Origin of the sequence: Nocardia sp. AB354, from assembly GCF_049538315.1 — a bacterium.
In the GTDB taxonomy this organism is placed as follows: Bacteria; Actinomycetota; Actinomycetes; order Mycobacteriales; family Mycobacteriaceae; genus Nocardia; species Nocardia nova.
The window spans coordinates 379,115-391,232 of record NZ_JBMVFU010000003.1 but is presented as its reverse complement, the minus strand read 5'-3'; the positions used below and the strand labels follow the sequence as shown (position 1 = coordinate 391,232).

The following is a 12,118-nucleotide window of genomic DNA, read 5'->3' as shown; positions in this document are numbered from 1 at the left end:
GAAAGCGACCGTTGACCGTAAGGATTTTCACCCCATCGAGGTAGGAGTGAGCGGCCGGAAACGATGAACCGACATCGAATCCGGAGGACTGTTCACCGCGGCGACGAGCAGTCTCATACGTGACTGACTTCCCGCGTGAGGTGGGCCGGAGCATGGTTTTCGCGGGTGACGGTGAAGGAGTGTGCGGCCCGGGCGGCTGCTGCGAAAGCGACTATCGGTGGGATCCAGTCGCGGGTGCCGTCGCCGATCTGCCATCGCCGCGGCCCGGCGGGGGGAATGTCGATGCTGTGGGTGCCGGTACGGATGCGCGCGCCGGCGGTTTCGAGGTAGCGCGCGGCCAGCCGGGTGCGGTCGAGACCGGTCACCAGATAGAGGCGGCTGGTGTCGTGGCCGCCGATCACGATGGCGGGGCCGTCGAGGCGGTTGGCGTGCAGGAATACCTCGACTGCGGCAGCGAGCGGGCCGGTCATTTCGATGGTGGCCGTGCCCGGAGAGGTCGAAATGATCAGTGTGTCACCGCAATCGGCGAACTGCCATCTCGGATCGCGGCTGCCGGTGTGGTGGTGTGCAGCCGATCTCGATCTCACCAAGAGAGCCCCTTCTGCGCCAGGGGTGTTTCGGTGCCGAACCCGAATGCGGTCGCCCGAGTGCGGTAGTGGGAAACGAGGATGGGGCGTCGGCAGTTGCGGCCCAGGAAGCCACGGCGCCATCCACCGTTTAATCGAATGGCATAGGTGTGAGATCTAGCAGAATTCCGTTTCCGGGTGGCGACACTCTGGCCTGAAACACCGTCCGCGACTGCTATAAAAGGAGATCCCGAGAATTCACCCCGCCGGGCACTGAATTATATTACCAGGGATAGGGTCCCGGTAATATAATTCAGTGCCGTCGACAACGGTACGCAGTGCAGATAAACCACCGGATTCGATCACTGCACTGCGTACCGGTGTATTGATCATTCGCGTAACCCAGAGGTGTGGATGGCCTCCGGGCCGGTTTGCCACGACGCTGCACCCCACCAGCAGAAATGGGGTATGACCAGCGTTTTACGGTGATCGGAGAGAAATACCGGCCGTGTTCCCCGGGGTCGGAGCCGGCCGGTTTCGCAATCACAGCCCGACGATGCCGAGCAGCGAGTGCAGCAGGTTCACGACGAAAGTGAGAATCACGGGTAATCACCCCCTTGTGCGGACGTTGTTGCCTTTTTGCGAGCGGAGCTCCTGCCTGAGCTCGAGCCGGAACATTACACACAGCTTCGAGGGAATCAAAAACCGATCGACAAGCCGAAACAATGATGTGTGAACACCTATCTCGCGCGTGTCCTGAACCTGTCTCACGGTTCGGGAAGGATGCGATGAACTCACGTTCCTGTGGAGATCACCGATTTTCTGATCCGGCGCCGAAACCGCCCGGGGAAATTGTGTTCGAAGTTTTTTGTGTCCCGCCTCCACCGGACCGATGCCGGGGGTGTGGGTGGTGTTGGCGGACCTGCGGTCGGTTCTGTCCCCGTACCGGTGGCCGGCACATATCCGTGCGCGCAGCAGCGGCGAATAACTGTGGCGCCGTTGCACTTCGGGGCGCCGTTGGCGCGGTCCGACGTGCACGACGGTGGGGACTGTGTCCCCGCGGACGGTGCCGGCGGCCGGGGGGCCGGCACCGAAAGCGTTGTCGTGCAAGCAGTGAGTGTCGTTACCCGTACCCATACAGATCAGGAGCTGTTGTGCCCCTGCCCGATTCCGCACCGGCGCTGTCGGTGGTCGTGCCTGCGTTCAACGAGGAGCGGTCGATCGCGGCCGTACTCGACCACCTGCTCGCGCAGCCGGAGATCGACGAGATCGTGGTTGTCGACAACGCCAGCACCGACGCCACAGCCTCGATCGCCGCCCACTACGCCGCCGTCGATGACCGGATCGTCCTGATGCACGAACCCCGCCTGGGAATCGCCTGGGCACGCAACACCGGCTTCGACCACGCACGCGGGGCGATCATCGCGCGCACCGATGCCGACACCCTCGTCGCGCCGGGCTGGGCCCGCGCCATCCGCGAGCACCTGGCCGCTCACCCAGACACCGCGGCACTGACCGGGCCGCTCACCTTCCACGACTCTCCCGTCGGGGTGTTCCTGAAAACCGCTGTGCGACTGCAACAGCGACACGGGAAGCCCAGCCGCCGCGTCGCCAACATGTTCGGCGCGAACATGGCCATCCGCGCGTGCGCCTGGCAGCAAGTCCGCGCGCAGGTGTGTATGCGCGCCGACATCGTCGAAGACCTCGACCTCGCCTTGTGTTTGAGCAAACGAGGCCTGCGCATCGACCGCCCCGTGCACATGCATGTGCGCACCTCCGCGCGCCGATACCGCACCCACCCCCGCCAATGGTGGCGATACCAGCAGTGCGGCCTGCACACCCTCGCCAACCAGGGCTACCCCATCGCACCCGCGCACCACATGCTCACCGTGCGCGCGTGGATCGCCTACACCCTCCAATGGCCGATCTACCGGTTCTGGAACTTCGAACGCCGCCACTTCACCCTGCACGGACCCACTCCCCGCACCGCCACCGTGCACCCCCGCCGCGCAAACACCTGCTCGCACTGCACCACTGGCGGCCACACTCAGCCCCACCCGGCACACTCACCCGACCACAGCAACAACGGCGCCGATCTCGGCGTGACCGGATGAGAACGCGCTCCCCGCGCGCTCTGCCCTGATCAGGTGGCCGGCCCGATCCACTTCTCGATTCGTCCAACCCTTCCCTACAGGAGATGTTCGATGATCTTGTCGGTGGTAGTTCCCGCTCTCAACGAAGCGCACGTGATCGAGCGAACCCTGTCGCGGCTGGTCGCCCAGGACGCGGTCGACGAAGTGATCGTGGTCGACAACGGCAGCGACGACGACACCGCACAGGTGGTCTACGAGTTCGCCGGCCGCCACCCGAAAGTGCAGTTGCTGCATGAGCCGGTGCGCGGCATCCCCGCAGCACGCAATGCCGGATTCGACAAAGCGCGTGGCGAGGTGATCGCCCGCACCGACGCCGACACCCTCGTTGCCGACGACTGGGCCGCCACCATCCGCGACTACCTCACCACCCACCCCGACACCGCCGCAGTAACCGGACTGTGCACCTACCACGATTCCCCGATCGGATTCCTCCTGCGCTTCGGCCAGCACCTACTGCTGCGCCTGGGGAAACTCGGCGGGCCGGTGGCAAACATGTACGGCCCCAACATGGCTTTGCGGGGCGAAGCGTGGGAGCAGGTGCGCGAGGCGGTGCAAACCCGCGCGGACGTGGCCGAGGACCTGGACCTGGCGCTGTGTCTGACGTTACGAGGCCTGCGCATCGACCAGCTGACCACGATGCGTGCCCAGACCTCGGCCCGGCGCCGGCGCACCAGCCCCCGACGACAATGGCAGTTCCACCACATCGGGCTGGCCACCATCGAACACCACGGATTCCAGGTCCGCTACCAGCACCGGCTGATCATCTGGGCCGCCTGCCTATCCCACACGCTGCAGTGGCCGATCTACCGATTCTGGGACTTCCAACACCGCCGGTTCCGGCTGCGGCCCGGCGCCGAACGGATCTCGGCCACCGGCCACTGAACCAGCACCACAACCCGCATCGTCGCGCGGATCGAGTGCTCGATCCGGCGAGCCCGGGTGCTGAATGGGAAGGTCCTGAGAGTTCAGCGCCCCATGTAACCCCGGCGCCGTGTGGGAACGAATCTGAAGATGTGCGAGCCCGTGACATCCGGATCGGGCACACCTACGTGGTGCTGGTTCCTCATCGACTACCCGCCGCCCGCTACCCCGACCGCGAGCGGCCCGGCACCAGCATGTGGATGGCCGGCCTCATGACCGGCGCCCGGTTCCGGCTCACCGTCACCAGCGTCGACCCCACCGCCGAGCCGGCGACCGCCCAAGGCATACGGCTGATCGAACGCGCCCACGCCGCGATCATGCTCACCGACGACCAGGCGGCCGCCATCGGTCTCGCACCTGAGCAGGGCTACTGCGGGGTGGGCTCATTGATCGACCACAACGGCCTGCCGGCCCGCGTTCCCTCGCTCGAAACGATCCGTATACCGGTCCGCTGGCTCCACACCATCGACGACCCACACCTGCAACGATGCACTCACCGCGACGCCGACCACTGGCCGTACATGTAGACCCTGGGGCAGCGGGCCAGTGTGCGGTCTGCTCGCCCGGGGCCCTCTTCGCCATGAAAGGCCGTGGCCTGGCGCCCCGGGCGCGGGGCGTCACATGTCGGTAGGTGTCCGGTGGTGGGTGGTTTCGCCGGTAGTGAGGAAGATGGTGCGGCGCCCGACTTCCACAGCGTTGTCGGCGAAGCGTTCGTAGTAGCGGCCCAGCAGGGTGAGATCGACCGCGGCGGTGATCCCGTAAGACCAGTCGCGATCGAGCACCACGGCCAGGAGTTGTTCGTGGAGCTGGTCCATGGTGTCGTCATGGGCGTCCAGACCGGCGGCGGCGTCCGGGTCGCCGGTGTCGAGGACGGCGGCGGCGCTGGTGGCGATCGCGAGCGCGGTGAAACCGATACGTTCGATCAGCGGCCGCACCGGTTCAGGAACGACATGATCGGGGTGGCGGCGGCGCGCGCTGGTGGCGATGTGCCCGGCCAGCACCGCCATGCGGTGCAGGTTCCCGCTGAGCTGGATGGCGGTGACCACCTGCCGCAGCTCGCCGGCGACCGGGGCCTGCAGGGCCAGTAGCCGTAGGGCTTCCTGTTCGGTTTCTCGCTGCATGGTCTCGACCTGGCCGACCAGGTCCAGGGTGGCTTCGGCCTGGTCGATGTCGGCGTTGACCACCGCGTGGGTGGCAGCGGCGATCGCCACGCGGTCGCGTTCACTCATCGCGTGCAGCAGCTCGGCGAGCTGGCGCAGGTGTGCGTGGTAATCCGACCGCATACCGATTTACCTCCGCACCTTGATGGTTCAGCTCTCGGTCTCATGGAGACGGTCGGCGCGGTGCGACAGTCGCTGAGTGAAGGTTTCGGCCCACGCCGCTGCTTCGGATTCCTCGGCGCCCGCGTCTTCTCGTCGCCGCGGCGGCGAGGTCGGCCGGGGTTCTCGGCGCCCGGGACGGGCCTGCATGGCCAGGATCCGCACACCCCAGGACACGTAGGCCTCGACACTCATGCCGGCCGCTTCGGCGGCCTGATGCAAGGTGGCCCAGTCTTCCTCACCTACCGTGACCGCGATTTCCCTGCTGTCCATACCGCCCACCGTAGACCCGACCACAGGGGAAGAGTCCCTGGACAGAACCCCAGCGCCCGCCTTTCATCACCCCGGTCGACGACGCCTTCCGGGACCTCTCGTCCCGGCGGTCGTTGCCGGACTCACCGCCCTCGCGGGTCGGCCTGGTGCCGGGCGGGCCGAAGACGACAGCTGATGCACGGCACCATCAGCCCAGCCGACCTCATACTCCGAGAGCCAGGCGCGAGTTCAAGTTGACGCCGCCAGGTATCACCTGGCGGCGTTTTGGCCATGCTGTCAGATTTCGAGGAAACTGACGCCGAAGGGGCGGTCGATCTTGTCGCGCAAGCTGCGGATGTGGGCATCGACGACGCTGGAGCGCGACTCGTAAGCGAAGTCCCAGCAGTGCTCGGTGAGCACCTCGCGAGTCAGCACCATCCCAGGCTGACGGGCGAACATCTCCAGCAGAGCGTATTCCTCCGCAGTCAGGGTGATTTCGGTGTCCGAGCGCCAGCAGCGCCGCCCGGCGGTATCGACGCGCAAGTCTCCTAGCGACAGCACGGTCGGTCGCGGCGCGGGCCCGCGACGTATCAACGCACTTAGACGAGCGTGGGCATCCCCGACGACGTCACCGCCCACAGTTACCGTGGAGCCGTGGCCACCATCCTCGGCGACGCCGGATTGTCGGCCCGGGTCACCGCAGACGTCCTGATGCACGTCGATCCGGCCATGATCCAGCGGCGCTACATGGCTCGCGGCCGTGCCCACCCGGCTGCTGCCGATGCGCTGGACCGTGCTGTCAGCGGAACGCGCTGACCTGTGACGGCAGCCGAATTAGTTGTGATTGCGGCCCCTCGGGGTCCGAATCATAGGAGCCGGAGACCGGCTCTACCAGGAAGTATGGAGCCGCCTGGGGGAATCGAACCCCCGACCTTTTCATTACGAGTGAAGCGCTCTACCGACTGAGCTAAGGCGGCGTGCCTTTCGGCGGTGCGAGTCTATCGTCTTCGGCGACCGAACACGAAAACGGCAGGTCATCGATGCAGTGTGGCCATGATTTCGGCCATCCTGCGAGCCTTGGCGGCTGGGGTTCGGACCTTGAGCAGGGGAAGGACCAGCAGGTAGCGGGCGGTTCGGTCCAGGGCGGCGAAGCGGTTCGCCGCATCGGCGTCTTCGGCCAGAGCCGCAGACAGCTCGGCCGGGACGGATGCCGAGCGCTGTGGCGCGTAGGCGGCATCCCAGCGACCGTCGGCGCGGGCGTCCTCGACCGCACGGAGGCCGGGTGGGCGCATCCGGCCCGTGGCGATCAGGGCCTCGGCTCGCACGACGTTCACCTGGGACCAGGTGCTGCCGGGTCGCCGGCGCGAGTAGCGCTGGAGGAACGAGCGGTCGTCGCGCGCGCGCCGGTGACCGTCGATCCAGCCGTAACACATGGCCACCTCGGCCGCATCGTCGATGGCGATCAGGGGCGCGGACGATCCTTTGCGTGCGATCAGCAGCCAGGCGCCGTCGTCGTCGGTGTGGTGACCGTCGAGCCAATCGGCCCAGGCGGCGGCATCGGGAAAGCGGTTGACAGCAGGGAGTTTTCGCATCACGGTTCGTCCTCTCGTCGAACACCATGCTGCCCGTTGAAGTACTCGCCCTTTGAGCACTTTTGTCGCTGACATCGCCGACGGTCGGTTGCGCGGTGGTTCAGGCGGAGCGGGCCGCGATGAGCCCGGCGACCATCGCGGCGATGGCGAAGCGGGGTTTGACGTTCAGGTCGAGGGCCTCGCGGCAGGCGAGGACGGCCTCGATGGAACGCAGCAGTCCCTCGGGCCGCACCTCGTCGGCCAGATCGCGGATCTGATCGGACAGGTCCGGGTGGGTGAGAGTGATCGCCGGGGAGGGATTCGCGGCGGACGTCCCGAAACGCAGAGCCAGCGCGTCGCGGTACAGGCCCGCGACGTCGATCAGCGCCCGGTCGAGGGCATCGCGGCTGGTGCGGGTGGCGCGGGATTTCTGGCGGCGCTCGAGGTCCTTCAGCACCCCGGCGGAACCGCGGGTCGCCGAGGCGGCGCCTTTCCCGGTGCCGCCGGCGCCCAACGCGGTCGCCAGCTCGTCGCGCTCGCGCTCGTCCCGTTCCGCGCTGACCTGTTTGGCCTCCTCCTCGGCGGATTTGACCAGCTCGTCACCGGCCGCGTAGGCGGCGGCCGGACGCGCGACCGCCGAGACCAGCGACAATGCCCGGGTACGGCGGGCGCGGGCCTGCTCGTCGGTCGCGAGGCGGCGGGCGCGACCGACATGTCCGCCGCTCACCGAGGCCGCCCACGCCGCCTGTTCCGGGGCCAGCCCGTCACGCTCGCGCAGCACCTGGGCGATGGCGTCCACCGACGGCGTCACCAGATGAACATGCCGGCACCGGGATCGCAGAGTGACCGAGATGTCCTCCGGGTCCACCGACGGCGCGCACAGCAGGAACACGGTCCGCTCGGGCGGTTCCTCGACCACCTTCAGCAGCACGTTGCCCGCGGCCTCGGTCAATCGATCGGCATCCTCGATCACCACCACCTGCCACCGCCCGGTGCTGGGGCGCCGGGCCGCGACCTGCACGATCTCGCGCATTTCCTTGGTGCCGATGCTCAGGCCCTCCGGAATCACCCGCCGGACATCGCCGTGGGTGCCGGCCATGGTGGTGGTGCAGGCATGGCAGTGCCCGCAACCGGGCGTGCCCTCCGCCGTACATTGCAGCGCGGCCGCAAAGCACAGTGCGGCAACGGATCTGCCGGATCCGGGCGGCCCGGTGAACAGCCAGGAGTGCGTCATCGCCGAGGACGCGATTCCGGCGCGCGCCGCCACGGCGGCAGCGGTCAACTCGGACTCGACCGAGTCCTGGCCCACGAGCCGATCGAAGACACCTGCCACGCGCTACACCCTAATCGGCCGCACCGACAAACCGACCGGCACCGAGACGCTCCCGCTACGACTCGGGCCGCGCGCTACGACTCGGCCGGAGACTTCGCCGCCGCCTTCTTCGCGGGCGCCTTCTTGGCCGCGGTCTTCTTCGCGGTGGTCTTCTTGGCGGTCGCGGTGGTCTTCTTCGCCGTCGACTTCGCCGCGGTCTTCTTCGCCGGTGCCTTCTTCGCGGTCTTCTTGGCCGCCTTCTTCACCGGCCCCTTGGCGCGGCGATCGGCGAGCAGCTCGGAGGCCCGCTCGTCGGTGATCGACTCCACCTCGTCACCCTTGCGCAGGCTGGCGTTGGTTTCGCCGTCGGTGACATACGGGCCGAACCGCCCGTCCTTGATCACCATCGGCTTGCCGGTGGCGGAGTCGTTGCCCAACTCCCGCAGTGGCGCCGCACTCGCCGCCTGCCGTCCGCGCCGCTTGGGTTCGGCGTAGATCTTCAAAGCCTCTTCCAAGGTCACGGTGAAGATCTGGTCCTCGGTGGCGAGCGAGCGAGAGTCCGTGCCCTTCTTCAGATACGGGCCGTAGCGGCCGTTCTGCGCGGTGATCTCGTCACCGGATTCGGGATCCTTGCCGACCACCCGCGGCAGCGACAGCAGCTTCAGCGCATCCTCGAGGGTGATGGTCGACAGATCCATCGACTTGAGCAGCGACCCGGTTCGCGGTTTGGGCGCGGCGGCCTTCTTGGCGCCCTTCTTGGCGTCGAGATCGGCCTCCGGCTCGGGCAGGATCTCGGTGACATACGGCCCGAAGCGACCTTCCTTGGCCACGATCCGATGTCCGGTTTCGGGATCCACACCGAGCGAGCGCCCCTCCTGCGGGGTCGCGAACAGCTTTTCCGCGACCTCGGGCGTCAATTCGTCCGGCGGCAGATCGTCGGGCAGATTGGCGCGCTGGGAGATCGGATCGCCATCCGGATCGTCCGGGTTCTGCACCATGCGCTCCAGATACGGACCGAAGCGCCCGACCCGGACCACGATGTCGCGGTCCTGGTCGTCGGTGAACATCTTGATCGAGTTGACCTCGCGGGCATCGATATCGTCGAGCCGCTCCCCGACCATCCGCTTCAGTCCGCCGGAACGCGCCACCGAACCCTCGGCGCCGTGGTCACCACCGAAATAGAAGCTGGTCAACCAATTTCCGCGCTGCTCGCGACCGCCGGCGATGGCGTCGAGATCGTCTTCCATGGCCGCGGTGAAATCGAAATCGACCAGGCGGCCGAAGTACTCCTCCAGCAGGCCCACCACCGCGAACGCCACCCAGGACGGCACCAGCGCACTACCGCGCTTGTAGACGTAGCCGCGGTCCAGAATGGTCTTGATGATCGAGGCGTAGGTCGACGGGCGTCCGATGCCCAGTTCCTCGAGCGCCTTGATCAGCGAGGCCTCGTTGTAGCGCGGAGGCGGATTGGTCGTGTGCCCATCGGGCGTCAGCTCGGTGGCGTTGACGCCCTGGCCCTCGGTCAGCGCGGGCAGCCGCGATTCCGCGTCGTCGGACTGACCGCCCGCATCCTCGTCGACACTTTCCACATAGGCCTTGAGGAAGCCCGCGAACGTGATGGTGCGCCCGGATGCGGAGAACACGCATTCCTCGCCCGTACCGGCGCGGCCGGTGATCCGGACCGTCAGCGTGGTGCCGCGCGCGTCCGCCATCTGCGAGGCGACCGTGCGCTGCCAGATCAGTTCGTAGAGCCGGAACTCGTCCTGGTCCAGCCGGGCGTGCAGCTGGCCCGGCGTGGCGAAGGTGTCACCGGCGGGCCGGATCGCCTCGTGCGCCTCCTGCGCGTTCTTGACCTTGCGGGTGTACTGCCGCGGCGTCGGATGCACGAACTCGGGCCCGTACAACTGGGTCGCCTGCGCCCGCGCCGCGCTGATCGCCGACTCCGACAGCGTCGTGGAGTCGGTACGCATATAGGTGATGTAGCCGTTCTCGTACAGCCGCTGCGCTACCCGCATCGTGCGCTCGGACCCGAAGCGGAGCTTGCGGGCGGCCTCCTGCTGCAGCGTCGAGGTCATGAAGGGCGCATAGGGCCGCCGCGTGTACGGCTTGGATTCGACCGAGGTGACCTGGAAATCCGCCTTGTCCAGTGCCGCGGCCAGCCGCCGTGCCGCGGCCTCGTCGAGGACGGTGACACCGTTGCGGGCCTTGAGCTGACCATCGGATCCGAAATCCCGGCCGCCCGCGACGCGTGCACCGTCGACCGTGACCAGCCGCGCGCCGAAGATGCGCGGGTTGGCCTCGTCGCTCTGGCCGCCGCCGGCGTCGAATTTCGCCGCGATATCCCAGTACTCCGCGGAACGGAACGCGATGCGCTCGCGCTCGCGCTGCACGACGATGCGGGTCGCGACCGACTGCACACGGCCCGCCGACAGTCGCGGCATGACCTTCTTCCACAGCACGGGGCTGACCTCGTAGCCGTAGAGGCGGTCGAGGATGCGCCGGGTTTCCTGGGCGTCGACCAGGTCGTTGTCGAGTTCGCGAGTATCGGCCGCGGCCGCACGAATGGCCGGCTCGGTGATTTCGTGGAACACCATTCGCCGGACCGGAATCTTCGGCTTCAGCGTCTCGAGCAGGTGCCAGGCGATGGCCTCGCCCTCGCGGTCGGGGTCGGTGGCCAGATACAGTTCGTCGGCATCACGCAGCAGCGTCTTCAGTTCCGAGACCTTGGCCTTCTTGTCCGGACTGACGACATAGATCGGCTCGAAATCGTGGTCGACATCCACACCCAGCCGAGCCCAGGACTGGCCTTTGTATTTGGCCGGCACGTCCGCGGCACCGCGCGGCAGATCCCGGATATGGCCGACGGATGCCTCGACCGTATAACCGCGGCCCAGATAGGGCGCGATCTTGCGTGCCTTGGTCGGCGACTCGACGATGACGAGACGACGCAGGGGACGCCCCCGGCCGGATGCGGCCGCGTCGGGCCCGGCGGAAGCCGCATCGGGAGTCGGCGATGCACCGCGGTCTCGTGTTGCCACCGGCGAACACACCTTTCCTGTCGACCCGCGCGGCGCAGGCGCGCGGCGCGCGGCTGGGGCAAGAGGGAGAGACAAATGTCTCCCGCCAGAGACGTTTATACCGTGTTTCGCTGTCGTGGAGTCCGCACTGCGGCCCCGCGACCCTGGAGTCTCGGCTGTTCTGCGCGGTACTTCCCCGTCGGTACCGTCCGAACCGAAATGGCTGCGAACTGCAGAAAAACCCCCTTGTGGGCAACTCGATCACATCGAAAAGCCCCGGTTTTCGATCGAGTCTACTTCCCCCGCATATGACTCGTCCCTCACCGCGTGCTCGCGGTGAGGGACGAGAGATCGGACCTTGTTGGGTTACTCGCTCAGCTGAGCGCGCGAACTCCGGTGGCCTGCGGGCCCTTGGTGCCCTGGCCGACCTCGAATTCGACCTTCTGGTTCTCCTCGAGGGTGCGGAAGCCCGAACCCTGAATCTCGGAGTAGTGGACGAAGACGTCAGCGGAGCCGTCCTCGGGCGCGATGAAGCCGAACCCCTTCTCCGCGTTGAACCACTTCACAGTTCCCTGTGCCATTCTGTTCCTTCTCTTTCCATACCGGAACGGCGGACAAGTTAGGTTGGTCCACCGGGTCCGTTCCGACCGCTGTACTCTGTTCCCCCTGCAGGAAGCTTCAAGCACACCGTTCGCAACATCGATCCTGCTGATGGTTTGGACCTTTGATCCGTTCCCTCGAACACAGAAGCTTGCGACCGAGAACTAGTGAACCATGTCCGCGCGCAATTCGACAGCCGAGTTACCGACAATTTGCAAAAAAGATGATCTTGCGAATGTGCAGGTGAGGGGCACAATGCCCAAATCCAAACTTGAAGTAGGTTTGCTTAGCGATAACCGAGCGAGCGTCAGGCAAACAGACTGTGACGCAGGTCGCTACTCGGTAGTGAATTGGCAGCTCGGGCGAGGGCGGCACACACGGTTCACACTTTCTTCGCGTCGCACGGT

The 12,118-nt window shown here is 66.7% G+C and carries 11 protein-coding genes, 1 tRNA gene and 1 pseudogene; 4 read left to right on the top strand and 9 right to left on the bottom strand.

All coding sequences use genetic code 11. The features are described 5' to 3' along the window. Positions 1-113 precede the first annotated feature (113 nt). A complete protein-coding gene (locus ACPCUW_RS06650; protein WP_423424006.1) occupies positions 114-470 on the bottom strand; it encodes a hypothetical protein in 357 nt (118 codons plus the stop codon). 1,250 nt (positions 471-1,720) lie between these two features. Between ACPCUW_RS06650 and ACPCUW_RS06645 the strand changes: the two genes are divergently transcribed. From ACPCUW_RS06645 to ACPCUW_RS06635, 3 genes are all read left to right on the top strand, one after another. Next, positions 1,721-2,680: a glycosyltransferase gene (locus ACPCUW_RS06645; RefSeq protein WP_423424005.1), complete on the top strand. Its 960-nt coding sequence runs from the start codon at positions 1,721-1,723 to the stop codon at positions 2,678-2,680. A gap of 102 nt (positions 2,681-2,782) precedes the next feature. Then, positions 2,783-3,601: a glycosyltransferase family A protein gene (locus ACPCUW_RS06640; protein WP_423424004.1), complete on the top strand. Its 819-nt coding sequence runs from the start codon at positions 2,783-2,785 to the stop codon at positions 3,599-3,601. A 131-nt stretch (positions 3,602-3,732) separates the two neighbouring features. After that, positions 3,733-4,167, top strand: a complete 435-nt coding sequence (locus ACPCUW_RS06635; protein WP_423424003.1) for a hypothetical protein — start codon at positions 3,733-3,735, stop codon at positions 4,165-4,167. Positions 4,168-4,257: 90 nt separating this feature from the next. Here the strand turns inward: ACPCUW_RS06635 and ACPCUW_RS06630 are convergent, their stop codons facing one another. The 3 genes from ACPCUW_RS06630 to ACPCUW_RS06620 all read right to left on the bottom strand — a co-directional run bounded on the left by ACPCUW_RS06630 (position 4,258) and on the right by ACPCUW_RS06620 (position 5,754). Continuing rightward, positions 4,258-4,923: a phosphate signaling complex PhoU family protein gene (locus tag ACPCUW_RS06630; RefSeq protein ID WP_423424002.1), complete on the bottom strand. Its 666-nt coding sequence runs from the start codon at positions 4,921-4,923 to the stop codon at positions 4,258-4,260. Positions 4,924-4,950: 27 nt separating this feature from the next. Next, the gene (locus ACPCUW_RS06625) at positions 4,951-5,232 is read right to left on the bottom strand and encodes a hypothetical protein (protein ID WP_423424001.1); all 282 of its coding nucleotides are present in this window, start codon (positions 5,230-5,232) and stop codon (positions 4,951-4,953) included. Positions 5,233-5,508: 276 nt separating this feature from the next. Next, entirely contained in the window at positions 5,509-5,754 is a 246-nt protein-coding gene (locus ACPCUW_RS06620; protein WP_423424000.1) for a winged helix-turn-helix domain-containing protein, read from the bottom strand. 75 nt (positions 5,755-5,829) lie between these two features. Between ACPCUW_RS06620 and ACPCUW_RS06615 the strand changes: the two are divergent. Beyond that, positions 5,830-6,027, top strand: a pseudogene (locus ACPCUW_RS06615) (site-specific integrase); the annotation flags it as partial. Between the two features lie 85 nt (positions 6,028-6,112). Here the strand turns inward: ACPCUW_RS06615 and ACPCUW_RS06610 are convergent. The 5 genes from ACPCUW_RS06610 to ACPCUW_RS06590 all read right to left on the bottom strand — a co-directional run bounded on the left by ACPCUW_RS06610 (position 6,113) and on the right by ACPCUW_RS06590 (position 11,692). Further along, positions 6,113-6,188 (bottom strand) — tRNA-Thr (locus ACPCUW_RS06610). Positions 6,189-6,245: 57 nt separating this feature from the next. Beyond that, positions 6,246-6,803 carry a YdeI/OmpD-associated family protein gene (locus ACPCUW_RS06605; RefSeq protein ID WP_423424035.1) on the bottom strand — a complete coding sequence of 186 codons (558 nt, stop codon included), beginning with the start codon at positions 6,801-6,803 and terminating at the stop codon, positions 6,246-6,248. A 100-nt stretch (positions 6,804-6,903) separates the two neighbouring features. Further along, positions 6,904-8,115, bottom strand: a complete 1,212-nt coding sequence (locus ACPCUW_RS06600) for a DNA polymerase III subunit delta' (protein WP_064902444.1) — start codon at positions 8,113-8,115, stop codon at positions 6,904-6,906. A 74-nt stretch (positions 8,116-8,189) separates the two neighbouring features. Beyond that, on the bottom strand, positions 8,190-11,045 hold the full coding sequence (gene topA / locus ACPCUW_RS06595; protein ID WP_396928577.1) for a type I DNA topoisomerase: 2,856 nt from the start codon (positions 11,043-11,045) through the stop codon (positions 8,190-8,192). Between the two features lie 440 nt (positions 11,046-11,485). Next, positions 11,486-11,692, bottom strand: coding sequence for a cold-shock protein (locus tag ACPCUW_RS06590; protein WP_011206895.1), 207 nt, complete (start codon positions 11,690-11,692; stop codon positions 11,486-11,488). Between the last annotated feature and the right edge of the window lie 426 nt (positions 11,693-12,118).

Excerpts from the sequence above, each read along its gene's own strand:
- ACPCUW_RS06650 (WP_423424006.1), bottom strand. The coding sequence starts at position 470 with ATGACCGGCCCGCTCGCTGCCGCAGTCGAGGTATTCCTGCACGCCAAC.
- ACPCUW_RS06630 (WP_423424002.1), bottom strand. The coding sequence starts at position 4,923 with ATGCGGTCGGATTACCACGCACACCTGCGCCAGCTCGCCGAGCTGCTG.
- ACPCUW_RS06625 (WP_423424001.1), bottom strand. The coding sequence starts at position 5,232 with ATGGACAGCAGGGAAATCGCGGTCACGGTAGGTGAGGAAGACTGGGCC.
- ACPCUW_RS06605 (WP_423424035.1), bottom strand. The coding sequence starts at position 6,803 with ATGCGAAAACTCCCTGCTGTCAACCGCTTTCCCGATGCCGCCGCCTGG.
- ACPCUW_RS06590 (WP_011206895.1), bottom strand. The coding sequence starts at position 11,692 with ATGGCACAGGGAACTGTGAAGTGGTTCAACGCGGAGAAGGGGTTCGGC.